This window comes from Allorhizobium pseudoryzae (genome assembly GCF_011046245.1).
GTDB lineage: Bacteria > Pseudomonadota > Alphaproteobacteria > Rhizobiales > Rhizobiaceae > Neorhizobium > Neorhizobium pseudoryzae.
This window is the reverse complement of the sequence record NZ_CP049241.1, coordinates 2,938,817-2,961,138: the sequence shown is the minus strand read 5'-3', so window position 1 is coordinate 2,961,138 and position 22,322 is coordinate 2,938,817. Positions and strand designations below refer to the sequence as shown.

28 protein-coding genes are annotated in these 22,322 nt (G+C 59.6%); 6 read left to right on the top strand and 22 right to left on the bottom strand.

The features are described from left to right. Positions 1–36: 36 nt before the first annotated feature. From G6N78_RS14270 to G6N78_RS14255, 4 genes are all read right to left on the bottom strand, one after another. Positions 37–2,397 (bottom strand): pectate lyase family protein, encoded by a 2,361-nt coding sequence (locus G6N78_RS14270; protein WP_206531576.1) that lies wholly within the window; start codon positions 2,395–2,397, stop codon positions 37–39. Beyond that, entirely contained in the window at positions 2,397–2,609 is a 213-nt protein-coding gene (locus G6N78_RS14265; RefSeq protein ID WP_165219549.1) for a hypothetical protein, read from the bottom strand. Before G6N78_RS14265 ends, G6N78_RS14270 begins: the two co-directional genes overlap by 1 nt. An 83-nt stretch (positions 2,610–2,692) precedes the next feature. Continuing rightward, a complete protein-coding gene (locus G6N78_RS14260; RefSeq protein WP_165219547.1) occupies positions 2,693–3,376 on the bottom strand; it encodes a hypothetical protein in 684 nt (227 codons plus the stop codon). After that, positions 3,373–4,803 carry a tape measure protein gene (locus G6N78_RS14255; protein WP_165219545.1) on the bottom strand — a complete coding sequence of 477 codons (1,431 nt, stop codon included), beginning with the start codon at positions 4,801–4,803 and terminating at the stop codon, positions 3,373–3,375. The genes G6N78_RS14260 and G6N78_RS14255 overlap by 4 nt, the downstream gene beginning before the upstream one ends. Before the next feature lie 396 nt (positions 4,804–5,199). Here G6N78_RS14255 and G6N78_RS26055 point away from each other — a divergent pair, with 396 nt between their 5' ends. Then, positions 5,200–5,403: a KTSC domain-containing protein gene (locus G6N78_RS26055; RefSeq protein ID WP_165219543.1), complete on the top strand. Its 204-nt coding sequence runs from the start codon at positions 5,200–5,202 to the stop codon at positions 5,401–5,403. A gap of 233 nt (positions 5,404–5,636) precedes the next feature. On the opposite strand, the gene G6N78_RS14245 is transcribed toward G6N78_RS26055, so the two are convergent. From G6N78_RS14245 to G6N78_RS14195, 11 genes are all read right to left on the bottom strand, one after another. Then, positions 5,637–6,242: an HK97 family phage prohead protease gene (locus G6N78_RS14245; protein ID WP_165219541.1), complete on the bottom strand. Its 606-nt coding sequence runs from the start codon at positions 6,240–6,242 to the stop codon at positions 5,637–5,639. 44 nt (positions 6,243–6,286) lie between these two features. Next, the gene (locus G6N78_RS14240) at positions 6,287–6,862 is read right to left on the bottom strand and encodes a hypothetical protein (RefSeq protein WP_165219539.1); all 576 of its coding nucleotides are present in this window, start codon (positions 6,860–6,862) and stop codon (positions 6,287–6,289) included. Beyond that, complete coding sequence (locus tag G6N78_RS14235; protein ID WP_165219537.1) at positions 6,859–7,347, bottom strand: hypothetical protein; 489 nt, start codon at positions 7,345–7,347, stop codon at positions 6,859–6,861. Before G6N78_RS14235 ends, G6N78_RS14240 begins: the two co-directional genes overlap by 4 nt. A 205-nt stretch (positions 7,348–7,552) precedes the next feature. After that, positions 7,553–8,614, bottom strand: a complete 1,062-nt coding sequence (locus G6N78_RS14230) for a hypothetical protein (RefSeq protein WP_165219535.1) — start codon at positions 8,612–8,614, stop codon at positions 7,553–7,555. A 589-nt stretch (positions 8,615–9,203) separates the two neighbouring features. Continuing rightward, positions 9,204–9,725 (bottom strand): GNAT family N-acetyltransferase, encoded by a 522-nt coding sequence (locus tag G6N78_RS14225; protein WP_165219533.1) that lies wholly within the window; start codon positions 9,723–9,725, stop codon positions 9,204–9,206. 8 nt (positions 9,726–9,733) lie between these two features. Further along, positions 9,734–9,922, bottom strand: a complete 189-nt coding sequence (locus G6N78_RS14220; protein ID WP_165219531.1) for a hypothetical protein — start codon at positions 9,920–9,922, stop codon at positions 9,734–9,736. Positions 9,923–10,512: 590 nt separating this feature from the next. Continuing rightward, positions 10,513–12,645, bottom strand: coding sequence for an AAA family ATPase (locus tag G6N78_RS14215; protein WP_165219529.1), 2,133 nt, complete (start codon positions 12,643–12,645; stop codon positions 10,513–10,515). After that, entirely contained in the window at positions 12,620–12,877 is a 258-nt protein-coding gene (locus G6N78_RS14210; protein ID WP_165219527.1) for a hypothetical protein, read from the bottom strand. The genes G6N78_RS14215 and G6N78_RS14210 overlap by 26 nt, the downstream gene beginning before the upstream one ends. 78 nt (positions 12,878–12,955) lie before the next feature. Then, positions 12,956–13,213: a hypothetical protein gene (locus G6N78_RS14205; protein ID WP_165219525.1), complete on the bottom strand. Its 258-nt coding sequence runs from the start codon at positions 13,211–13,213 to the stop codon at positions 12,956–12,958. Next, positions 13,210–13,512, bottom strand: a complete 303-nt coding sequence (locus G6N78_RS14200) for a helix-turn-helix domain-containing protein (RefSeq protein WP_234905807.1) — start codon at positions 13,510–13,512, stop codon at positions 13,210–13,212. The genes G6N78_RS14205 and G6N78_RS14200 overlap by 4 nt, the downstream gene beginning before the upstream one ends. Before the next feature lie 186 nt (positions 13,513–13,698). Then, positions 13,699–13,986: a hypothetical protein gene (locus G6N78_RS14195; RefSeq protein ID WP_165219523.1), complete on the bottom strand. Its 288-nt coding sequence runs from the start codon at positions 13,984–13,986 to the stop codon at positions 13,699–13,701. A 183-nt stretch (positions 13,987–14,169) separates the two neighbouring features. Here G6N78_RS14195 and G6N78_RS14190 point away from each other — a divergent pair, with 183 nt between their 5' ends. Next, complete coding sequence (locus G6N78_RS14190; RefSeq protein WP_165219521.1) at positions 14,170–14,364, top strand: CrpP-related protein; 195 nt, start codon at positions 14,170–14,172, stop codon at positions 14,362–14,364. Positions 14,365–14,606: 242 nt separating this feature from the next. Further along, positions 14,607–14,762: a hypothetical protein gene (locus tag G6N78_RS14185; RefSeq protein WP_165219519.1), complete on the top strand. Its 156-nt coding sequence runs from the start codon at positions 14,607–14,609 to the stop codon at positions 14,760–14,762. A 262-nt stretch (positions 14,763–15,024) separates the two neighbouring features. Here the strand turns inward: G6N78_RS14185 and G6N78_RS14180 are convergent, their stop codons facing one another. After that, positions 15,025–15,606 (bottom strand): J domain-containing protein, encoded by a 582-nt coding sequence (locus tag G6N78_RS14180; protein WP_165219517.1) that lies wholly within the window; start codon positions 15,604–15,606, stop codon positions 15,025–15,027. Between the two features lie 59 nt (positions 15,607–15,665). After that, entirely contained in the window at positions 15,666–16,883 is a 1,218-nt protein-coding gene (locus G6N78_RS14175; protein WP_165219515.1) for an MFS transporter, read from the bottom strand. 218 nt (positions 16,884–17,101) lie between these two features. Between G6N78_RS14175 and G6N78_RS14170 the strand changes: the two genes are divergently transcribed. Further along, positions 17,102–17,527: a DUF4864 domain-containing protein gene (locus G6N78_RS14170; RefSeq protein ID WP_165219513.1), complete on the top strand. Its 426-nt coding sequence runs from the start codon at positions 17,102–17,104 to the stop codon at positions 17,525–17,527. 21 nt (positions 17,528–17,548) lie between these two features. On the opposite strand, the gene tgt is transcribed toward G6N78_RS14170, so the two are convergent. From tgt to coaD, 5 genes are all read right to left on the bottom strand, one after another. Beyond that, on the bottom strand, positions 17,549–18,673 hold the full coding sequence (tgt, locus tag G6N78_RS14165; RefSeq protein WP_165219511.1) for a tRNA guanosine(34) transglycosylase Tgt: 1,125 nt from the start codon (positions 18,671–18,673) through the stop codon (positions 17,549–17,551). Further along, positions 18,670–19,755, bottom strand: coding sequence for a tRNA preQ1(34) S-adenosylmethionine ribosyltransferase-isomerase QueA (gene queA, locus G6N78_RS14160; protein WP_165219509.1), 1,086 nt, complete (start codon positions 19,753–19,755; stop codon positions 18,670–18,672). The genes tgt and queA overlap by 4 nt, the downstream gene beginning before the upstream one ends. Before the next feature lie 143 nt (positions 19,756–19,898). Next, the gene (locus G6N78_RS14155; RefSeq protein WP_165219507.1) at positions 19,899–20,414 is read right to left on the bottom strand and encodes a peptidylprolyl isomerase; all 516 of its coding nucleotides are present in this window, start codon (positions 20,412–20,414) and stop codon (positions 19,899–19,901) included. 33 nt (positions 20,415–20,447) lie between these two features. Further along, positions 20,448–21,014 carry a peptidylprolyl isomerase gene (locus tag G6N78_RS14150; protein WP_165219505.1) on the bottom strand — a complete coding sequence of 189 codons (567 nt, stop codon included), beginning with the start codon at positions 21,012–21,014 and terminating at the stop codon, positions 20,448–20,450. A gap of 30 nt (positions 21,015–21,044) precedes the next feature. Continuing rightward, positions 21,045–21,539, bottom strand: coding sequence for a pantetheine-phosphate adenylyltransferase (gene coaD / locus G6N78_RS14145; RefSeq protein WP_165219503.1), 495 nt, complete (start codon positions 21,537–21,539; stop codon positions 21,045–21,047). Positions 21,540–21,973: 434 nt separating this feature from the next. Between coaD and G6N78_RS14140 the strand changes: the two genes are divergently transcribed. Both G6N78_RS14140 and G6N78_RS25955 read left to right on the top strand, forming a co-directional pair. Next, positions 21,974–22,129, top strand: coding sequence for a hypothetical protein (locus tag G6N78_RS14140; protein ID WP_165219501.1), 156 nt, complete (start codon positions 21,974–21,976; stop codon positions 22,127–22,129). A 33-nt stretch (positions 22,130–22,162) separates the two neighbouring features. Beyond that, the gene (locus G6N78_RS25955; protein WP_272955614.1) at positions 22,163–22,297 is read left to right on the top strand and encodes a hypothetical protein; all 135 of its coding nucleotides are present in this window, start codon (positions 22,163–22,165) and stop codon (positions 22,295–22,297) included. Positions 22,298–22,322 lie beyond the last annotated feature (25 nt).

Here is a 22,322-nt window from a genome sequence, read left to right as displayed (position 1 = left end):
GTGAAGGCAGCGGCGGCAAGTTGCGCCAGCATCGATTTAGTTGGATGCCAGGTAGGTAATACCGCTTAACGACGTGTAAGTGCCGTCCGCTGCTGAAAAGGCTTTGATGGTGCCGTCTGCGTGGACTGATATTTTCGAAGAACCTCCATTCGTAGCGACGGAGAAAATAAGGTCTTTTACCGGGCGAAAGCCGGTCGGGAGCGTTCCGATAACGGTGTCCGCCGTCGTCGTACCTCCCGCGACAAGCCCAGACACAGCGCATGTTCCGTCTGCGGTTTTTGACACTTGAGCGTCGCCCCACGGGGTCCCGTAATTTGTCCAGCCGTTAGCTAACGTGATCGGCAAAGCCAACCCCGACCATGGATTCCAAGTATCGCCAGCCACGTCTGCAGTTCGCGTGATAACCTTGGATGCGCCTGGAGTGTAGGAAAAAAGCCTTTGTACTGCCCCGCCATCGACATTCCGCTCGCTCACTACGAAACCATCAATCGGCCAGCCATTTTCTGTCGTGGCCCGATTGGTGGAAATCGCGTCCAAAAACTGGCTAGGAGTCGCCCCACTGGAAAGGCTGCTACTTACAGCGCCGTTATTGCTGACCCGGTTCGTCGCATAACGGGCCACAGAACTCCTTGGCAAAAGCCAGTCACAAAAAGCACCCCAAATCCGCGCGTTGAATTGGTTTATCGGGTGAACGGCACGGCCATCCCCATAAGCATCATCCATGAAGATGCCAGCCGCGTCTCGTGCGTCTAAAAACTCTCCGTACGTATCAAAATACGCGCATTTATGCTTGCGAGCCATCGTGAGGTAGATACCGCGGATTTTTTCATACCATCGCTCATCTCGGCCATTCGGGCTGTCGCTCGTCGCGTTCGGCCCCTTTAGAACGATCGACAAGGATCCAATGCCCCCGCCAGCAGCCGCGCGAATAGCCGTTAGCTTCGCATCCATTGTCGCATGGAGATTGGCCAGCCGGTTTTCCAGTGACCCGCCCGATGCATCGTTGATGCCATAGCTATAAATGTGCAAGGCGTTGATACCGCCCAAATAGGCGGAAACATCAAGATCGGCCCAACTCGTTCCGCCGACAGCCTGATTGGCCAAGATGAAGTTTGGCAAACCTTTATCAGCGATAGCCGTCTGCAGCACGGCAGTTGGCGTAACCGGCCCATAGTCATTTGTTGCCGTGCTATCCCCGAAAATAGTTGCGCGGAATGTTCCGAGGGGATTGCCTTGACCGAGCGCCAAGTAGGCGTACAGACGTTCAAGATACTCTCTTCCGGCATGGAGATTTGTCAGGCCGGCGTAGGAGTTTCTCTGCCTTTGGCCGCCCGTGACAGCAGTTACGAGCTTTCCTGGTCCGATGAATGAAACCCCATAAGGGTTGTCGTTGTTGCTCACCAGATACGTTTTTCCGGCTGGCAGATAGATTTCACCGCCAAAGCCCACATACGCAGCAGCCGCGTCTCGCGCAACGGTGTCGTCCGTAACACCGTCACCCACCGCACCAAACCAAGACGCGGCAACATCGTCCTCAACGACGCGAACCCACGCGCCAGAACTTGCAGATATAGCGTTGGCCTTGACGAAGACGCCCTCCAATGTGTCCGCGGCAATCTGCGAACTGTAGTCGCCAGAGCGCCAAATGAACTGACCTTCGCGGCCGGACTCGATCAAATACGCCTGCTGAATGGTTCCGGTGTCTAGAGCCTTAAGCGCGGTGCGCGTCGGCGTGTAGACGTTCGGTACGGCGCCTATTGCAGCATCCCGAGCCGCCTCGGCAGCTACCTGCGCGGCTTCCGCGGCCGGAACGATAGACGCCGTTGCTTGATCGCTCAAAAGCCGGAAGGTCGTGCCAGACTTAACGCCAAGCACAAGCATACCGGACAGCAGCGCGTTGGCCGCAACGTTGTTGCCTGACGCCGTCTTGATAGTCAGTGCAGGCTCGCCGTTGAATGCAACCGTGACCGGGCTAGACGTGTTCGTGGTCGCGATATTGAGCAGCACAAGCGCGGATTCAGAAATCGGCAGCGCGCTCGTTGCAACGATGGCATTAGCCCCACCAGCGCCCGCATTGCTAGCGACAATCAGCCCGTGCGGCAGGTTGGCGACACGGGACCAAGAGCCGGAACCGGAGGCGCCAGACTTGCGATAAATGCCGTTGTAGGCTGCAGTCGTGTCATTGACGACCCATGCCATAGTGTTTGCCGCATATGCCAGCGACGCGTAAAGATTGGCGCGCGTATCGAAGACGGCAGAAGCGGCAGCGGTTGCCGTCGTGACCGCTTCAATTTCAGTCCCCCACACCTGCATTTTCTGCAGGCTAGGAGAACGTGGCGTGCCGTTGTCGTTCGCTGGCGCAAAGATGTCTTGTGACTGGTAGGAAAGCAGAGCCATTAGCGTGCCTCCTCCGGCCAAAACTCAGTTGAACCGTAAGAAAAATACTGAGTGAGATTAGCCGCGTCTTCATCCGCCAAAGAATCTCGGCGGTCGGCTACTTCCGCGAAAACTGCGCGAGCGGCCGCGGGTGTGAGGGCGCCAGATTTAACGAGCGCGTCGGTAATGTTTCCGGCAAATACGCAGAACGCATAGGCGGTTGAATCAGACATAGATTTCCCTCCCGCCGGTCGCACCGGCTGGTTCGTGGTGGTGGTAGTGGTGTGAAAAAGCCCGCTCGACGGCGGGCTGGTGGCTAGGCGGCGCGTGAAGCTCGCGTGGGATCGATTTTCTCTCCCACCACATCCGGCCAGGTCAGAAGCTGCCGAGTTTCGTAGCTTTCGGCCCGTACCACCGTGAAATCGAGGTGGCCGCCAATGGTGTGGCCGGATTCCTTGCCGGGTGCGGCTGGGTTGGCTAGCGGTTGGCGCCGCATGCAATTGAAGAGGAACGCCGCATCAGCCTCTAGTCCCTCTGAAATGGACAAGTGACCATAACCGGCCATGTCCTCGCCAGTTGGTGCGGCGCCTTGTGCGAATGCGCGCGGCATCTCCTGCAGCGCGAATGGCGGCACGCTGCTGGCCGGATCTACGAACGTCGAGAACACGAAGCAAACGGGTCCGGACCTTTCCGAAATTGCACCAATCGCCATGCGCATGCCTGTGTCCAGGTTCGGCTTTCGCGCGATCTTTTTTAAGGCTTTGCGGAGCAACGCAATTGTTTCGTCAACGCTTTTGGTGGTCTCTGCCGCAGCCATGATGGTGTCGGCCAAAGCGGAAATCTCAGAGACTACGCCAGACCCAACGACGGCGAGCGGCACGTCATCGGACAGCGCCACCTTGTAGGTCGAACCTAGATAGATGCCGTCAGCAGTATATTTCGCGCCGTCTGAAAGGATTTCGACGCGGTCGGCATATGGCGCCAGCATGAAGGCGGTCATTGGGCTTCCTCCAGTATGAAAATTGAACCGCAGACAGACTTCTGCGCCTCCGTCTCCGCCTGCAGCGCCGCAGTGCGCTCCTTGATCTGCTCAACTTCGCGCTGGAACTCGGATTGTTTGCCGCCCCCACCGCGGGAGCCGCCGCCGGGCTTGCCGCCTGGCTTTGTCGTTGGCGTTGCCGCAAACGCAGGGTCATTGATGGATATCGGCTGCGGGGCGGCAGGAAGGCGCGTGGCTTTTGCAGTTGTTGTGTTCGGAACGGCGCCAGGCTTGCCAAGGACGCTCTTGCGGATTGCTTCCGCGGTCAAGTCGCTGGCTTGGTTGACTTCGTTTTCAAACGCCTGGTTTATTCTGTCTGAGATTGCGGCAGTTGACGTGACGGTTAGGGCGCCGCCAAAGAAACTCTTTTGCGCACCGTCTCCCGGCAGAAGATTGACGATATCGCGCCCGATGCCATCAAAACCAGAAAGCCTCCCGATGGCCCCCGCAAAATCGTTAGCGGACTCGATGCCAAAGCGGAACTGCTCAACGACAACCTGAATCTGTCTGATCAACTTGTCAAAATTCACCGAATTGACAAAGCGGCTGACGTCATCGATTGCGACACCAAATGTCTGGCCGGCCTCTGACGACTGGTTGAACTCTTTGGCCGCGTTGACTAGAGCTGTTCCGAGGTTTGTAAGTCGCTGGTCAATCGTGAAGACAGAGTTTGCCACCTTCTGCTCAAGCACTGGTGCGCCGGCCTGAAAGCCCGCAAAAAACGCCTTTGACGACAATTCGCCATCAAGCATGATTTGCCACAACTTCGCCACGGAGCCGTCGGCTTCCTTGATGCCTGCGGCAGCCGCTTGCAGGATAGTTGGCGCACCCTCAAGGACAGAATTAAACTCTTCTGCCCTTACGGTCCCGCCGCCGAGCGCTTGGCTCAACTGCAGGAGCGCTCCGGACGCCTGTTGTGCGGACACACCGCCAACGCGCAGCGCCAACGCAATATTCTCGGAAAACGAGACAATCTGCTGGCTGGAAATTCCAAGTTCGCCCTGCACTAGTGCAAGACGCCCATAAAGCGTGACAAGGCTTTCAATCGGGGCGGCGTTCTTCGTCGCGGCGGCAAAAAGGCTTTGGTAGACGCTTTCCAGTTCGGCGCCTGCAAGACCGGCCACCTTGAGCGCGTTATCAATGCGTGTCGCAGTGTCGGACAGCTGCTTTAGACCCTGTGCCCCGCCGATTGCGGCGAACGCGGCTGCCGCAGACGTGGCCAACCCGCCAAAGCCAGCCGCGATGCCCTTATTCATTTTCGCAAAGCGGGACTCAATGACTCGGGCGCGCGCGTTCGTGATGCCGTTTGCACGGTTAAGCGCGTTTTCATACTTTTTGATATCTGCACTGAGCTGGACGACGAGGCGTTCTAGGTCTTGGGCGGCCAATGGCCCCTCCTTTTATGCGCACGAGGGCGCGCCGTGGCGGTGAATTGGTGTGGATTATTGCTCGCACACTTCCCTTTTCTGCGAATCGTGCGAGCCTATCGGTGGTTGCCGTCGTCAACCTTCTCTCGCGGCGTAAGCCGGCTCATACGGGTGGGGCCGATGTCGGCCTGAGCGGCAGGAATGATCCTGCTTCGTAGAGAAAGGAGGCAATGACATGCCTGGCATGTTGAAGTCTAAAGTCGTGAAAGTTCGCGCATACGTGCGGCGCAGATTTGGACGTCTAGAACACGTCTGCTCGCACTTTCGCTCGTGGCCTGGCCAGCTTTCATTTGACTTTTAATCCGGACTCGTGACCCGGACCGACGACGGCAACCACCGAAATTTGGGGGGAACGAAATGCCATTTCTGAGATCAAGCGCCATCCGTCGGGCCGAATACATGTCCGCTACGCGTATATTGCGGATATGGTTTGTGGAAAGCGGCGGGCCGTATGACTACTACGGAGTTCCTGAAAGCGTTTACCTCGGCTTAATCAACGCGAGGTCAGCAGGCGAGTACTTCAACTCATACATTCGCGATCGCTATTCGTCTAACCGCTAACCCTCAACATTTGAATCGACAAAATGCACGCATTTGCCCTCAACCGCTCCGATGCAAGCGATCATTTCAGACTTTTGACCGCCCCTCCTGGCCCAAAAAATCCAATGATTTCTCGCGCACGCGCGCTTGCGCGCGCGCGAGGCAAATTCCTGTGTTAGCAATTGCGATGTGGGGCACCACCGGCCCGTGGGTGAGGTCGCCTGAACATCGAAGCACCCCCCCCTACCCCATCATCAACGACTGATGCCGGCCAGCGCCTCGGTAATCCGCCTGACCCGCGCATCTACGTTGGCTACGACTTTTCGAGTCGCAAATGCCGGCGATCGTGCCGCTTCCCAGAGCGGCGGCTCATCTGCGATATCTACCAGGGCGGCGAACGTCTCGGGCACGGCGCCTTGCCGACATAAGCTGATCTCGATCAGATCGGCGGAGTTGATGACGTCAACCTTGTATCCGGCGATCGTCTGAGTTTCGAAATCGGAATAGCGAACTCCAACGGACACGCAGGCGCGCTCGCCCGAAGTGACAGCGTCATACACGGCGCAGCCGTCATCACCGGCCAGAGGCATCCGGAAAGCGAGACCCCGCGTGGTATTGGCAAACTCAAGGCCGGAGGCCGTCGAGCCGTACGACCGGGCATCAGCGTGGTCGAATAGAAGCCGCTTTGTGGTGGGCGCGTGCACAGTGCCCGTGAAGGCGCCCGCCCGGAAGAACACGAGCCGGTCGCCATGCTCGAATACGGTCTCCGTCAGACAGGCAAACCCTTCGATGGCCGGTCGCTTGAGTGTTTTTCCGTCGAGAGCTTTAAACTCGGGCTTTCGGCGGCTGGCTGCCTGCATCGGCAGGCGCGCAGACCGTGCGGGTACTTCAATTCTAGGCGGCCTCATCGGTATTGGAGCTCCTGTGGGATGTCGCGCGATGACATGGCGCCGACCTCGGCTGCGTGGCGGAGCCAGTGAGCCATCGGCGACTGCGGGTCCTTCGGCCGTCCGATGAATGTGGGGTAATCGGCGCGCAGGGCGGCGGCGCTGACACCAGCCTGCTCGATTTCATCGGCCAACGCCGACAGACTGAGGTTAGCGGCATGAAGGCCCGTGAGCGCGGCCACCACTGCCTTCAGTCGCCGTTTATGCTCCTCCGAAACCCCGGCCCGTACTTCGGATTCCCATCGGTGAACGGCGGCCTGTTCGCGATGCGAAAGCACTTCAATAGCGGCCCGTAGTTCGCGGCTGCGCATTGCGAGGCGATGCAGCTTCTCCGCCTTCGTTTCAGAAAACTGAGGTGGGGCCTCGCCAAGCAACTCGGCAGTGCGAGCCGCCATGGGGTCGCGGGGTATCTCGTCGGGTGCGTCGTCTTGCGCCAAGCGGCGGCGGTCGCCATCGACCGCAGTAAGCTCAATCGAGAGCTCACCCTTCTTGGCGCGAATGGCTTTAACTTCGGCTGATTGTTCAATCTTCATTTTTTTTCCATGGTTTTAACGAGCTCGCGGATCCCGTTAAGCGGGAATCTGTGCAGCGCGTTGTCAGCGTTGTCCGAAGTGCCGTAGCGCACGACCGCGCGCTTGCCGGCAAGGCTCAGGGCATCGATCGTCATTTGGCCGTTGCCGACCGTGAGAAAGCCGTCGTCCAAGTCAAGGCTACCCAAGACCGGGCTTCTTGGGAGTATCCGGACGATCGCAGTGAGCGCGTCTCCAGCCGACTTAGGGAGGTCCGCAGCATCGGCTAGCCTCAGGGCAGCTAGTCGCTCATATGTGTCCGCGGCGGTGGCGAAAGTCGGCGCACACAGGCCGAGAATGACCGCCGGCAGTTGTTCTGGCTGCAGATCACCGCCGCGTAGCCCCGGCACAAGACCGGCTTCGCGCAATGTGCGCAGGGTTTGGCGAACGGCGCTGAACCGAAAGCCCAGGAGGACGCCAATCGCCTCCGTGTATCTGGATTCTTTCATTGGTTTCCCCCGGAAATGGTGCGCCGCGCCGGAGCAGGAGGCGGCTCGACGGCGCGGCGCGATCGCCCGCGCAGGACGCGCAACGGGCGAATTTGCGAAAGTCGCAAGTTTGTGGCGCGAAGAAAAAAGCCAGCCCGAAGGCTGGCAGTTTGACCCCTACGAGAGGCCCGATATCTATTATCCGCGCCAGTCTGCGAAATGGGACTTATGCAGCCGACAAGATCTGCGAAAGGCGTCCGCACGCGTCCATGAGCGCCCTTCGCCCCTTTCGCTCGGCTACCTTACCCGCGAACCCAATCACGTTTCCAATGTCGGTCATATTGCGCGCGGTTAGCGCCGCATCGAGCACCGCGACGTCTTGCGGATGAAGCTGTGAAGCGACTTCGGCACGGTCTAAGGTGGTGTCTTCGTCGCGTATCATCGCCCCATGGTTCGCTTTCTTAGGCATCGCCACCCATGAGAAGAAAATGTCGCCGATGTCCATTGATCCAGTGGGCAGCCCAGGCACGGGCTCTTCCGCAACTGCTGGCAAGCCGGCAAAAGCTCTCGCGTCGTTCAGCGGCATGGTTGTCGGCGGCAGTGCCGGCAGCGGCTTACCCCTGACGCGATCTGCACGCTCTCGCGCCTTTCTTCGACTTTGCAGCGTCTGCGGAATGAATTCTCCCGCATAGCAGCCCAGCCAGTCGGCAAGACGCTGCCGCTTGGCAAACTCATCCTCTTCATCAAGGTCGGCACCCTTAGCTCTTCCGAAGCGGTCCACTGGCCGTTTCCCTCGCCATGCGATGATTTGACGGTTGTTGCCAGGGCGCGTCGTCGTACCGTCTGCAACAGTCGGCATCGTTCCGAAGCGCAGAGCGCCAAGCCTGACAATCTGTCCGGAGCGCTTCTCGATGTCGCCGCCTATGGGTCGCCGATCGATGAGGCCGGGTCGATGAGGCTCAAACTCCACGTTCTTGACCGCAGCCATGAGGGCGCCAACGGTTGGGCGTATCTCGTGCTCGCACTCGACTATGGGCGGCGCCGGCTCTTCTTCGGGTGTTTCTTCCTCAAAATTGTCGTTCGCAGGGATGATTGACCAGTTCGTGCGCAGTGGTTCTGCAGGTGGACGAGAAATTGCGCGCCAATTTAGGATGGCAGCCAGATCCTCGGATAGCACGGCATGGCGTGGCGAAGAGGATCTCGGATTAGTGAAGATGTCGGAATCATTTGCGGGCGCAAGTTCGCGCCAGGCGGCCACGGCGGCGCGGTGCTGTTCTGGTGTTCTCACATGGATCTCGTAGGTTGGAAAACGTGATGCCCGTTGTCCGGGTCTTGTCACTGGTGGCATGGCGGCGCCGGCCTGCTTGTAGAGTCGGCATACAATGTTGTTACTAGTGGTTACATTTCTGACTGTCAATTCTTATTGACTTTTCCATAAAAGTATGAGCCAGCCCGCGGAGTGAGCCAAATCAAGCTGATGGCGCCCATGGTTTGGTTTCCCAACAGGCAACATACGCGGTCGGCGCTGCCCCAACCGTTTTTTTTGCACTGCCGCCAATTTCGGCCGTGCCATGAGTGCGAAATCCTTATTCTTGGTCAACTTTTGAATTGCAGATGCGTACGCTTTTGACCCGCGGTGGAGAGCAATCCAAAGGAATCCGATGCCCCGGGGGCTATATTGGCCACCCGTCAGGGCCTGTATGACACTGCGGGCCAGCACGAGCGTCGCCTGGCACTGGACTGTAGCGGCGCGCTGGTTTTGATTAAAAAATCAAAAATGGAAATTTTAGTTGCACATGAGTGGGACGCGGGTACGGCGACAAGCGAAAGTCGCGAAGACTGAAGCCCCCCCGGCGGACGGATGGGGCCGAATGCGCCTAGATTTTACTAAGGTCTATGAACATAACCGGATTAGGTCGAGACTTGTTCTCTGGCGTATCAAGGAACGTGAACCCGCAACGACGGTAAAAATCGACGGACTCCGCCTTTGAATCAACAACAGCAAAGCGGCAACCGACATGTGGGCAGATTAGCTCTTTGGCAACTCCTAGTGAGAATTCCACCAGCATTTTGCCTACACCTCGGCCCTTCAACTGCTCTGTCACGGCCAGTCTTGCAATCTTGACGGCAGGATAGTGCGGGAAGCGGTAGTTGACCTTACCGTCATGTTCCACGCCGTCCTTGAGCGCAACCTCGCCGCAGGTGATTGTCACGTACGCTTTGATGACGTTCTTCTCAGGCTCGAAGAGAGCATACGTCCTTGCGAGATTATTAGTCTCGTATGCCTGCGCGTCCTTCTTAAGAAACATCTTTAAGGGCGTAAAGTTGGCATGACCAAGAGAAAACCCGGAGAGCTTGTCTCCGGGTTGCAACCTTCTCAGAACCAATTCTGCGTCCATGGAAAAGCTTAGCCGGCCTTTTTGACGCTGAAGCGTATCATCCCATCACGCTGGAAGTTTTTGACAGCCTCGGCGCCTTTAGCTACAGCCTCTTTTGCCTCCTTTGAGGGGCGGCCGTACCGGACTTGGTTTTCAAACTTTCGAGCGTCCTCATTAGTGAGGGTGACGCGACCGAAAGCATCGGAATGAATACCCATGGTGGTCTCTCCTCTAAAGGTATGTGTTACACCTACCGTATTTCGTTTAAAAATATTTCCTGTCAACACCGCGTTGACTCTTGCACTCCCACCATTTTTGTGTTACTGCTCCGCAGCTTCTCAGCTGTGGAAGAAGCAGAGGGGCGGTCGAAAATCCCATTTTAATTTTTTAAATCAAACCTAGCCATCTCTATCGCCATTGGCGCCGCAACACTCCGGGCCGCCCCGTTTCGCTAAGTCTTAACCGCCTCCGCAATCGCCACTCGTTCAGATGGTTTGAAGTCTTTGCGAACCTCGTTGGCGTCATGTTCGCCCCGAACAATATTGTCCAGATTCACGCGGCGAGCCGGAATGCGAAGCCAGCCCAGGCTGCGGAAGGCGCGAAGGCGGCGCTCCAAACTTGCTATGTTTAATAGCGGATTTTTGGATCGGATCCCTATAGGAAAAATCCAAAAATCCGGACGGTTTTAACCCTTCGATCACGCCGGGGGGGTACCTATTTTGAAAATAGGTACCCCATCTCCCTGTGGCGGATTTCTTATTGCTCTTCGGATGTCTCCGGAGAAATCCAGAAAAATCCAAAAATCCGACTATGGTTTAAGGCGCCATATCCACTCGGCCCCGCCCCACGTCCCGGTGGCATATTCGCCCGCATCGCGCACCCTTGTGATCGCCGTCCGAAGTGCGTTGCGGACATTATCGGCGCGCTTCGTTGCGTCGGTTTGGGCCGTGACGTATCGCAATCCAAACTCCCTCTTGAGGTCCTCAAGGCGAGCGGCTTGGACTTCCGGCGCATTGGATTCGCCATGCACTCGCACGCGGTGTAGTTCGCAAGCATCGAAGGCTTCGCGGAACGGCTTGTCCGTTTTGCTTGTCTTCAACCTTACTGCCGGCGCCTTGTTCGACATGTCGAAGTCGAGCACGAGCGTTGTGATGGGCGAACCGTCATCACGCTTGGCAATCTCGACGGTGCGCTTCTGGATTCCGGCTATCGGCCCCTCGGCTGCATCTCGGCTCTTCGCGAGGTGCAGGAAGTGGTTTTTCGTGTCGCCCGTGATTTCATCGCGGTCACAGGCCAGCATCAGAGCGAAGTCGGCCGCCGCACGGGCGTTCGAAGAACCACGTAGACCAGCATTCGCATTCTTACCGGCGTGATGGATCAAAATGACGACGATATCGAGCCGCTCCGAAATAGGCTGCAAGGCGTCGAAGACTTTTTGCCAGGCACCGGGATCGTTCTCCTTGTCTTCCGGTATCATTCCCGCAGCCGCCACGGTGTCGATTACGACGGCGACAAGCGGTACACCGAAACGGGATTGCATGCGTTCCGATGCTTGCTCAAGGCGCCGCTCCAGCGACTTGTAGGCGGCTGCGTCTTCGATGGCGCCGAACTTGGTGAGTGTGAAGAACGGCATAGCTTGGGACGGCTTTTCCATCTGCATGCGCCTCGCCTTCATGCGGCCCTCAATTGTGCCTTCGCCTTCGGCTGCCAGATAGACGACGCCGCCCGTTCGCTCGATGTCGCGGCCGGCAAGCGGCTCGCCCGTCATGAGGCAGGTTGCCGCATGGACTGCAAAGAAGGTTTTTAGTGCGCCCGACTGACCACCAAAAAAGCCCACGCCATTACGGGGGATGGTGTCGCGAATGAGCTCTGGCTTCGGGATGTACTCACGATCCTCGCCCATAAAGGACAGGACGCCCCGCTCGTTTTCATTGGTAGGTGTGAGCAAACTGGCCGCGGCCTTAGCGCCGGCCTCCCGCGCTTCCTCGTGGGGCTTGCCAAACTTGGCCCACAGTCGGCTGAAGTCGGCCATCGCCTCGGATCTACTAGAGTAGCGTTCGAACCAGTCGCCAGACGCGGCAAGGAACAATGCACCCGCTTGCTCGGCTGTGTGGCCGTCGAACGCCAGACGCTCCACGATTTTCGCCGCATGGGCCGAGCGGTCGCCGACACCCGCAGCTGCCAGCATGGCGGTAGCGGTGCCTGACGCCTTGACGGTCGCAGCATCCGGAAGCTCACCAACGGTCACAGATGCGGTCTGAGCGGCCTTCTGCGACCAAGGCGCCAGCGCCGCCTTCAGATCCGCAACGCTCTGGACGGTGCCGCCGTAAGGCGCCGAGACAGTGACGAGAACGGGATCCGGACTGCGACCCCGTGCCAGCTTCGTCGCATTCGGCCAGTTCAGCGTACCCGGAATGCGCCATACGTGGGCGGGGTCTACGGTGCCGTGGTCCGCGCCTGTTGCGGCTCGCAATGCCGCGCCAATTTCGCGCGCTTCTGCAGGCGCGGCGGGCTGGTCGAAGATGATTGCGGGCTGGTGATTGCCGGGAGACGTCTCGATGACGAAGTCAGGATCAACGGGTAGCTCGCCTGTCTTGCCGGTGTCGCTGTCCAGATCCGCCACAACGCCCAGCATTGCGACTATGTCCCGCTCTGTCCCGCGCTTGCCGCGTTCGAGTCCACGCCGCATGACGTGCAAGCCAGTATAGACGTTGACACCGGGCGTCGTCGCGTGGGCCATGATTGCCGCGGTCATCCCGTCAACGTCACCGATGTGATGATGGGTGATAGGGCCGGGTCGGTCGCCTGCGTTGGCGTAAAATGTGGATACGACAAGCACGCCATCAACGCCTTGGGCGCACTCATGCAAAAGCGCGACGTGCGCGCGAATGGCGGCTTCATCAAATGAAGGCTGGTTATTGAACTTGAGATTCAATTTCATTGGCTGCAAAGCCTCCCATTGCCGCTACTGCAGCGCGTGTGATTTGCTCGGCCAATTCCGGGTGGAATGATGCCGAGTGCTTACCTGCTGCGTTCGGCGCCAAAGTCCGAAGTCTGCCGTCCGGAGACTTGCGCAGGGTTAGATTGTAGAGGCGAAGGTGCGGGCCAATCTCGATATCAAAGACGGCAAGATCCTTCGGCCGGCCGCCTGGCCGGACGTTTATGATCTTCATCATATCTCCACGGTTCATCTACATGCCGGCAGAGCGCCGGCAGGGGGTGAGTGGCTGTGTGGTGTGTGGGTTTTATGGTTAGGCGGCCACGACCTGCCGGCGAATTTGCTTCTCGAAGTACGGGTGGTACATCGCGAATAGATGCGCAGGTCCGTCAACCATTTGCTGGGTCATGGGGGCGCCTCGCCGGTTTGCTGGGTAGCGACCATTGGAAGCGCGCTTGATGGAGCGCCAAACCTCGGATTGGCCGTCGTACCACGCGTACGCCACCATCCCGTCATCGACCGATTCTAGGAGAGCGACCTCATAAGCGATCAGGTCAATGATGTTGCTCATGCCGCCACCTCTTGCTCTTCCAGCCACTTGGTCAGCGACGAGCGACGGGCGGCGATAAAGCCGCCAAGTTTGAAGTGAGGCAGGAGCCCGTCATAGATAAGTCGATACGTCTGGCGTGGAGTGATGCCGAGGTGGCCTGCAATGGCGCTTGCTCCCAGAAGCAGGTCGCCGGAGTTATCATTGGCTGGTTTCATTTTTCCTCCGATAGGTGTTGACAAGGGTTTGTAGCCGGTGCTATCCAGACGGTGGATTATTCCGTCGATGTAGTTATTGATGGCGGATACATTGGCCGTTGTCAATCCTGCTCGGATACTGCCGCCCCTTCCCTGATCTAAGCTTTATTTTTCTGGGGTATCCCTTGGGGTATTTCGCTATATTGAGAAAAATATCAGCAAGGAAATTCAAGCGGTTGCGCGTCCAACTCGGTAGACACCTCTTCCGCCAACTTGAATTTTTGCCCCCTCGCCAGCCCCATCCTCCCCCGCTCAATCCGGCGGCAGCTTCGTTGCTGCGCCCGGCAGGATGCCATCCGCATGCCTGCGCTCGTCGCGCCTTGCTTCACGCATCGCCACCTCGTGTTCGGCGGCTTCGCGGGCCATGTCGTGTGGCGGAGAGGCAGGCGTTTCGCGCTTCTCGCCCAGAACGGCTGTGCCACGCTCGACGGGCTGATCAGCCCCTTCCTCCCGCCGCCGCGCTTCATCGGCGGGCATGAGGCCGACTTCGGCGGCAAGGCTGGTCAAGGTGCGCTTCGTCTTCGAAGGTTCGGTCGTCATGGCCTGTCTCCTTTGGTTCTCTGCTGTTCGGTTCGAACCCGCGGGAGACGGACCGGTTCCCCAAACGGTCGGAACAGGCGCTGTGCGATCCGACAGCTCCGCGCAAGTTTCGGCGATTACCGACACCTTGTCGGAATAATCGGACCATGATGGTTCGACCGGGATCATGAGGATCAAGACGCAATGCTGAATGACGATCACGTTGTTCTCGATTGGCAGCAGCGCGGCATGCATGCGCGCATGCTGGGGCTGAAACCGCAGCAGAACCCGCTGCTGAACCATCGTCCGCCCCGCGAGGGTCGTCATCTGAAGGAATGGCAGGAGAAGTGCGATGCCTGGCTGTTCGGCTGGAGCATCGAGGATGCCTGCCGCAACTGAGGCGTCTGCTCCATTCTGGCGCAGGCCTTCCCGCCACTGCCGCGCAAAACCATGTTCCGTATCGCTTCGGCACACCCAGTTCGAGACATTAACCCTTAACTAACCAAGCACTTGAACAGTTGCAAACATGTGTCATGCTCAATTTCGGGCAAGGGAACCATGGGCTCATGACACACAGACAATCGAGTGTAGACGACGCTTTCGAGCCAAGCATTGGTTGCCGCTTCAAGGTTGAGGCGGCCATGCTTTCCATGATCGAGGATCTCAGACGCCAGGGCCTCAGCACGGCGGAAATCGCCCTCTCCCTGGCGGATGCGGCGGAGGATTACGTGCTTCGACTGGCCAGTTGTGCCGACGAGGACGAGGCCGCGGCGCCGCATAAGCCGCGCGGCCACTGAACCGCAAGGTCTGCATCGCCGTCTCGCTCATGCAAGATATCCGGTCCATCCGGGCCTCAGCGTCTGGGCGACGATGGGCAGGAACAAAATCTCCTCCGGCCGGTTCGACCCACGAACCCGGACCGTGTCAAGCGGACGCGACAGGGATGGAGAACATGGGTATTTTTCCGCTTTCTTCCCATGGCCAACGAAATGGCAGGCGAGCTTCCCACCTGTCCGGTCCGGGGTCATCCGTCCCACATCACGAAACGGCAAACGACGCCTATTCCGCCGCTTTCTGCGGCTCGGCTTCCATCTCGTAGGAATAACCGTCGAGCATGGCATAGGCCTGCTCGATCACCTTGATCTCGCCTTCCGCCTTGCCGATCGCATCGGCAATCGCATCACAGCGGGCCGTCAGCATGCGGCCGAGCACGTCGCTTTCCGGGCGGCGGCCAATGCGGTCGAGATGATTGCGGATGCGTCCGCGATGCCGCTCGAGTTCCAGGATGTGGAAACGGGTATTCACCACCTTGTCGGTCAGCTTGCGGCGCATGGCGGCCACCGGATCGAAGCTTCCGGGCGCCCGCTCGTCGAGGATGATCTCGTTGACCAGCGTATCGAGAACGAGCAACCCCTCGAGGTCCTTCGAATCGGTCAGCTGCGGATCAAAACCGGTGTCGTCGTAGATCTTGCGGCGCACGGGATCGAGCAGCAGTTCGTAGGAGGTCGTGAGCTTGGCAAACGCATCGACATCGCCGCCGGTATCCGGGTGCGAGGATTTCGCCTTCGTGCGATAGGCGGTCTTGATGGCCGCGCCATCGGCATCGCGCGGCACGCCCAGCAACTTGTAGGGGTCGATCACGGTTCCACCTGGTTTCGAATGCTCCAAGATCAACCTCGTAGTCTTATCGGCAGGAAGGCTCAACCCCTCGCCGCATCTTGTGGCGAAACCGGGGCCGGCTCTTGTCTATCCCCATCCTTCGGTTCATTCATGGCAGCGCGGAGGATCTTCGGCACGCGCCCCTGCGCCACCGGCGCCATGATGAAACTCACGGCCAGGAACGGCAAAAGCACCACAAAACTGACCGTCAGGCTGGCATGTTCCGCAACAAACCCGAGCATTGGCGGCACGCCGATATTGGCGATCAGCAGCGTCAGCGCCAGGGCGGCGAGATTGTCCGCTATCGAACCACGGCCGAGCGTGATGGTGGTTGCGACCGCCAGCGGAAAACCGAGCGCCACGCCGCAGCCCATCAGGAACAGCGCTAAGGCAGCAATGCCGAGGCTGCCCGTCGATAGAAGCAGCACGAGCCCGACGGCAACGCAGGCCGCAGAGCCGCGCACCAGCGTCATGGTGCCGAACCGTTCGCGCAGATTGTCACCCACCATGCGTGTGGCGCCCATGCCGATGGTGAAGCCGGCATAAAGGATGCCGGCGGTCGCGGCATCCGCGTGCAAAACCTCGCGAAGGTAGAAGATGCCCCAGTCATAGACGGCGCCTTCGCTGATGCCGATACCGAAAACCATGATGCAGATCAGGATGATGATCCGGTCCGGCAGCACAAACACCTTGCGCCGACCGGTGGCGATGCGCGGCATGCGCTCTTCCCGCGGCGCGATCTTCACGACGACGAGACAGCAGGCAACGACGATCAGTGCCGCACCCAGCTGGTGATGGAAGGGCGACACGCCGTGCCCGGCCAGAAAGCCGGAGGCAAGAGAACCGGCAAGAAGCCCGACCGACCAGAACCCATGGCTGCGGGAAAGAACCTTCTGGCCCGTGCGCTGCTCAATTCCGGTCGAGATCATGTTCGCCGCCACATCCAGGATCGTGCGGAAGAAACCGAAGAGCAGAAAGCAGAGAAAGAAGCCGAGGATCGGCACGATCGTCAGAAGCGGCGTGATCAGCGCTGCAATCGACAGCATCAGCGGCGCAGTGATGCGCGGCGTCAGATAATCCGTCACACGGCCTGCAATCGGCAGCGCGAGAAAGGTGCCGGCGGGTGCACCGAGCAGCGCCAGCCCCAGCACTGCCTTATCGACACCGAGCCCCTCCTGGATCGACGGCAGACGGGTGAACAGCGAAACAAAGAGGAGCGCATTGCAAAAGAAGAGCAACGCTGGCGGCGCGAGAATCATGCTGGCTTGTCCGGAGGCGGGAAGATGCCGGCACAGTTGCACCACACTCCGGCAAGAACAAGGACGAAGGCGGATCGCTGCAGTGATCGCCTTTGCGAATTCCGGCGTAGTGACCTTCCGGGAACAGGTGCCGCAGGCTCTGCGAAAGCCTGTCGTGCCCATACTTCTAGAATCCTGTGGACTGCGTTATCCTACTGTCACAATCGGGGAGAATGCGCATGCTTTTCCGGACAGCCTCCGCCCTGCTCTGTCTCTTGTGGACCACCCTGCCCTCGACTGCCGCCGAGGATCCGGTGTCCGATGCCCAGAAGATCATCGCGAGCCAGATCAGCGCGCTGATGAGCGGCAATGCAACCGTTGCCTATTCCTTCGCTTCGCCAGCCATCCGCAGCCTGTTTCCGTCGGAAGTCCGTTTCCTCGACATGGTCAGGAAGCAATACGCGCCCCTTTCCAGCCCCGGCCACTATGCCTTTGGCCGGTCAAAGACGGTCGGTGGCGGGGAACTCGTGCTGCAGGAGGTGATCGTCACCGGCCGCGGCGCCAAGGACTGGAGCGCCATCTACGAGATGCGGCTGCAGGATGACGGCAGCTACAAGGTGAACGGCGTGCGGGTGCTGGCCAAGACCGCCAGCACCGGGATCTGATAGGCGAACGAGGCAGGGCGATCAGTCGTCGCCGCGCGCCCAGGCTTCCTGCGTTTCCGCCATGAAATCCTCGTAATGCCCCTCGGCGATCGCCGTGCGGATGCCCTGCATCAGCTCCTGGTAATAGGAGAGGTTGTTCCAGGAGAGAAGCATGCCACCCAGCGCCTCGTTGGAACGAACGAGGTGGTGCAGATAGGCGCGCGAATAATCACGCGTGGCCGGGCAGCTGGATTGCTCGTCGAGCGGCCGCAGATCTTCGGCGTGCTTCGCATTGCGGATGTTCACCTTGCCCTTGCGGGTGAAGGCGAGGCCGTGACGGCCGGACCGGGTCGGCATCACGCAGTCGAACATGTCGATGCCGCAGGCAACCGACTTGATGATGTCGTCCGGCGTACCGACGCCCATCAGGTAGCGCGGCTTTTCGGTCGGCAACACCGGCAGCGTGATGTTCAGCATGTCGAGCATCACCGCCTGCGGCTCGCCGACCGCCAGGCCACCGACCGCATAGCCCTTCAGATCGAGCGCCTTCAAGCCTTCGGCGGAGCGCACGCGCAGCGCCGGCTGGTCGCCGCCCTGGACGATGCCGAACATCGCCTTGCCCGGCTGGTTGCCGAAGGCGATCTTGCAGCGTTCGGCCCAGCGCAACGAAAGCTCCATCGCCCGCTCGATTTCCTTTGGCTCGGCCGGTAGCGCCACGCATTCGTCGAGCTGCATCTGGATATCGCTGTCGAGCAGGCCCTGGATCTCGATCGAGCGCTCCGGCGACATGTGGTGCAACGAGCCGTCGATATGGCTCTTGAAGGTCACACCCTTCTCATCGAGCTTCCTGAGGCCCGACAGCGACATCACCTGGAAACCGCCGCTATCGGTCAGGATCGGCTCCGGCCAACGGATGAGCTCGTGCAGGCCGCCAAGCCGCGCGACGCGTTCCGGGCCTGGGCGCAGCATCAGGTGGTAGGTATTGCCAAGAATGATATCGGCCCCGCCTTCGCGAACCTGATCGAGATACATGGCCTTCACCGTGCCGACGGTGCCGACCGGCATGAAGGCCGGCGTGCGGATCGTGCCGCGCGGCATGGAGATTTCGCCAAGGCGCGCCTTGCCGTCGGTGGCCTTCAGGGTGAACTGGAAGTTTTCGCTGGTCATGAGGTTTTCCGGAAGAGCAGGCTGGAATCGCCGTAGGAATAGAAGCGATAGCCCGTGGAAATCGCGTGGGTGTAAGCAGCACGCATCGTTTCCAGCCCCGCAAAGGCGGAAACGAGCATGAAGAGCGTCGAGCGCGGCAGGTGGAAATTCGTCATCAGCACATCGACGGCCCGGAACCGGTATCCGGGCGTGATGAAAATGTCGGTTGCCCCGGACCAGGCCTTGAGCGTGCCGTCCGGCTCCGCGGCGCTTTCGAGAAGCCGAAGCGAGGTGGTGCCGACGGAAACGATCCGCCCTCCCCGCGCCCGGACGGCATTCAGCGCGCCCGCCGTGGCCGGTGAAACGGTGCCGATCTCCGAATGCATCTTGTGTTCGGCGGTATCATCCGCCTTGACCGGCAGGAAGGTGCCTGCGCCCACATGCAGCGTCACGAAATGCCGCTCGATGCCGGCCGCATCCAGTGCGGCAAACAGATCCGGCGTGAAATGCAGGCCGGCAGTCGGCGCGGCCACCGCACCCTCCTCGCGGGCATAGATCGTCTGGTAGTCGCGGCTGTCCTGCTCGTCTTCCGGGCGCTTGGCGGCGATATAGGGCGGCAGCGGAATATGCCCGACCGCCATGATCGCCTCGTCGAGCGATGGGCCAGAGAGATCAAAGCGCAGCGTCACCTCGCCGCCCTCACCCTTCTCCTCCAGCACCGCATCGAGCGTGCCAAGGAAGCAGGAACTGCCGGAATGGCCAAAGCGGATGCGATCGCCGATCTTCAGCCGCTTGCCGGGCTTGGCGAAGGCCTTCCAGGCATCTGGGGCAATGCGCATGTGCAGCGTCGCCGAGAGATGCAGGTCCGGCGCGCCCTCGCGCGAACGGATCCCTTCAAGCTGGGCCGGGATCACCTTGGTATCATTGAACACCAGCGCATCGCCGGCCTTCAGAAACGACGGCAGGTCGCGCACCACATGATCACTCAGCACTTCGGTCCCATCCGGCTGAACGACGAGCAGCCGGGCGCTGTCGCGCGGGTTTGCGGGCCTGAGCGCAATATTCTCCTCCGGCAGGTCGAAATCGAACAGGTCTACGCGCATGGTGGGGTCCGGGTGCTTCTCATCATCGAAAGGTTGTCAGCGCCGTGTCACGTTGGGCTCGGTCCCGCTGATAAAGGCTGGGACCCGAAAAGAAAAGCGCCCCGGAGATCCCGGAGCGCCCGTTTTTGCTCACGATCTGAGGATCAGGCGGCGATGTCGGCCGCGACCTTCATCGAGACAATCGAATCCGGATCGGACACCGGCTCGCCCTTCTTGATCTGGTCGATGAAGTCCATGCCCTCGATGACCTGACCCCAGACCGAATACTGCTTGTTCAGCCACGGTGCGTCGGTGAAGCAGATGAAGAACTGCGAGTTCGCCGAGTTCGGGCTCTGCGAGCGGGCCATGGAGCAGGTGCCGCGCACGTGCGGAACGGCCGAGAATTCGGCCTTCAGGTCCGGCTTGTCGGAACCGCCCATGCCGGCACGGCCCGGGTTGAAGCTTTCGCCACCCTTCTTGCCGAACTTCACGTCGCCCGTCTGCGCCATGAAATCCGCAATCACGCGGTGGAAGACCACGCCGTCATAGGCGCCTTCGCGGGCCAGTTCCTTGACGCGGGCCACATGGCCGGGAGCGAGATCCGGCATCAGCGCGATGACGACCTTGCCCTTGGTGGTTTCCATGATGATGGTGTTTTCCGGATCCTTGATCTCGGCCATGTCACTCTCCTTGGTGTTTTGGGCGTTCGCCCATTATTTCCCGACGGTAACCTTGATCATCCGGTCGGGATTGGAAACTTCGCCATTGCCGCCCTGGCCACGCTTGATCTTGTCCACATTTTCCATGCCGGACACGACCTTGCCGATGACGGTGTACTGGCCGTTGAGGAACGAGCCCTTGTCGAACATGATGAAGAATTGCGAGTTCGCCGAGTTCGGGTCCTGCGAGCGGGCCATGCCGACCGTGCCGCGTTCGAACGGCACCTTCGAGAACTCCGCCGGGATATCCGGCAGTTCGGAACCGCCCATGCCGGCGCGGCGGGCATCAAAACCCTTCTCCATGTTGCCGTACTGCACATCGCCCGTCTGGGCCATGAAGCCGTCGATCACGCGGTGAAAGGCAACATTGTTGTATTTGCCCTCAGCGGCCAGCTTCTTCACCTGTGCCACGTGCTTCGGCGCAACCTCCGGCATCAGCTGCACGACCACCGGGCCATCCTTCAGCTGGATGGTGAGAAAGTCATCGGCAGCGGCGAGCGCCTGCGAGACGAAGGAGGCGGCGGCAAGCGCACCGGCAAAGGCAAGGGTCATCAATTTCATCGGACAACTCCGTTTGGGAATGAAGAACAGTCAGCGTTTCAGCTTCTGTGTCAGCGCATCAAGAACGGCGTTCGGCACGAAGGCCCTCACGTCGCCGCCCATCGAGGCGATCTGCCGGACCAATGTGGCCGTAATCGGTCGCGAGGCGGTGCCGGCAGGCAGGAACACCGTCTGGATGTCCGGCGCCATCTGCGCATTCATGCCCGCCATCTGCATTTCGTAATCGAGATCCGTGCCATCCCGCAGGCCGCGGATCAGGATTTTCGCGCCGTGATCGCGTGCGGCATGGATCACCAGATTGTCGAAGGAAACAACCGTCAGCGTCTCCATCCGTTCCGGAACGACCTCCGCCAGCGCGCGGCGGATCAACTCCGCCCGTTCTTCGAAGGTGAACATCGGCACCTTGCCCGGATGGACGCCGATGCCGACAACCAGACGATCGGCCACGCTCAGCGCCTGGATCAACACGTCCAGATGTCCATTGGTCATTGGGTCGAAGGAGCCGGGATAGAAGGCGGTCGTCATGTCACCTCTTGGGGCATACGGGCTGGCGATTCCTTGGCCTTGTGTCACGCCGGAGCCGGCTTCGCAAGCACCGGTGGCGATGAACCGCGGATGAATGTCCCGTTCAAGCCTGTTTCAGACCCGGAATGCTTTAGTGCCATCACTGACCGGATGCCGAGAGGCGATGAAGAACCAAGGCCGGTCGGATGGAGACCAACGATGCTTGCCGTTCTCGTTCTCACCGCCGTGCTCGTGTCCTTCGCAATCGAATGGATGATGGACCCGGCCTGAGGCAAACCCTTAAAGATTCCTGAACGCCAGATGAACGGCGCTTTCAGGGTGGCTTCAGAGGGAAACGGTTAAAGCCCGTTCATACTGGTGCGGAACATGTTCGCATCGAACGCGTTCTAGAGACAAGAAGGAACTTGGAAATGTTTGCCAAGAGGAAAACGGCCATGCCGGACACGATTACGATGATCAATCTTGTCTGGACAGCCATGATCGCCGTCATGATGACTGCTACTTTCACTCTCTACCAGGGCAAGTCTGACGCGCCTCATTTCAATTATACCCAGCTCACGGGTCAGTATAACGAGCAGCCCTATTACTGAGGGCTAAAGCTCACGGAGACAGGAGTTACTGCCATGTACCTTGCCATGATTGTGCTCACCGGTTTGATCAGCACCATGTTCGTCGCATCCGTGGCAAGCTCCATTACAGAACTCCGTCGCGAGCGCGAAAATCTTCGCGACTTTGCCCGACGCCACAGTGCATTCTGACTTCCCCTCCCAGGACGAAGACAAC

Coding starts and splice junctions, on each gene's coding strand:
- G6N78_RS14195 (WP_165219523.1), bottom strand. CDS start 13,986: ATGACGACCGAACCTTCGAAGACGAAGCGCACCTTGACCAGCCTTGCC.
- G6N78_RS14155 (WP_165219507.1), bottom strand. CDS start 20,414: ATGGCCGAGATCAAGGATCCGGAAAACACCATCATCATGGAAACCACC.
- G6N78_RS14150 (WP_165219505.1), bottom strand. CDS start 21,014: ATGAAATTGATGACCCTTGCCTTTGCCGGTGCGCTTGCCGCCGCCTCC.
- G6N78_RS14220 (WP_165219531.1), bottom strand. CDS start 9,922: ATGGGTATTCATTCCGATGCTTTCGGTCGCGTCACCCTCACTAATGAG.
- G6N78_RS14210 (WP_165219527.1), bottom strand. CDS start 12,877: ATGAAGATCATAAACGTCCGGCCAGGCGGCCGGCCGAAGGATCTTGCC.
- G6N78_RS14240 (WP_165219539.1), bottom strand. CDS start 6,862: ATGAAGATTGAACAATCAGCCGAAGTTAAAGCCATTCGCGCCAAGAAG.
- G6N78_RS14225 (WP_165219533.1), bottom strand. CDS start 9,725: ATGGACGCAGAATTGGTTCTGAGAAGGTTGCAACCCGGAGACAAGCTC.
- G6N78_RS14265 (WP_165219549.1), bottom strand. CDS start 2,609: ATGTCTGATTCAACCGCCTATGCGTTCTGCGTATTTGCCGGAAACATT.
- coaD (WP_165219503.1), bottom strand. CDS start 21,539: ATGACGACCGCCTTCTATCCCGGCTCCTTCGACCCAATGACCAATGGA.
- G6N78_RS14270 (WP_206531576.1), bottom strand. CDS start 2,397: ATGGCTCTGCTTTCCTACCAGTCACAAGACATCTTTGCGCCAGCGAAC.
- tgt (WP_165219511.1), bottom strand. CDS start 18,673: ATGACCAGCGAAAACTTCCAGTTCACCCTGAAGGCCACCGACGGCAAG.
- queA (WP_165219509.1), bottom strand. CDS start 19,755: ATGCGCGTAGACCTGTTCGATTTCGACCTGCCGGAGGAGAATATTGCG.
- G6N78_RS26055 (WP_165219543.1), top strand. CDS start 5,200: ATGCCATTTCTGAGATCAAGCGCCATCCGTCGGGCCGAATACATGTCC.
- G6N78_RS14140 (WP_165219501.1), top strand. CDS start 21,974: ATGCCGGACACGATTACGATGATCAATCTTGTCTGGACAGCCATGATC.
- G6N78_RS14205 (WP_165219525.1), bottom strand. CDS start 13,213: ATGAGCAACATCATTGACCTGATCGCTTATGAGGTCGCTCTCCTAGAA.
- G6N78_RS14170 (WP_165219513.1), top strand. CDS start 17,102: ATGCTTTTCCGGACAGCCTCCGCCCTGCTCTGTCTCTTGTGGACCACC.
- G6N78_RS14190 (WP_165219521.1), top strand. CDS start 14,170: ATGCTGAATGACGATCACGTTGTTCTCGATTGGCAGCAGCGCGGCATG.
- G6N78_RS14235 (WP_165219537.1), bottom strand. CDS start 7,347: ATGAAAGAATCCAGATACACGGAGGCGATTGGCGTCCTCCTGGGCTTT.
- G6N78_RS14215 (WP_165219529.1), bottom strand. CDS start 12,645: ATGAAATTGAATCTCAAGTTCAATAACCAGCCTTCATTTGATGAAGCC.
- G6N78_RS14175 (WP_165219515.1), bottom strand. CDS start 16,883: ATGATTCTCGCGCCGCCAGCGTTGCTCTTCTTTTGCAATGCGCTCCTC.
- G6N78_RS25955 (WP_272955614.1), top strand. CDS start 22,163: ATGTACCTTGCCATGATTGTGCTCACCGGTTTGATCAGCACCATGTTC.
- G6N78_RS14185 (WP_165219519.1), top strand. CDS start 14,607: ATGCTTTCCATGATCGAGGATCTCAGACGCCAGGGCCTCAGCACGGCG.
- G6N78_RS14260 (WP_165219547.1), bottom strand. CDS start 3,376: ATGACCGCCTTCATGCTGGCGCCATATGCCGACCGCGTCGAAATCCTT.
- G6N78_RS14245 (WP_165219541.1), bottom strand. CDS start 6,242: ATGCAGGCAGCCAGCCGCCGAAAGCCCGAGTTTAAAGCTCTCGACGGA.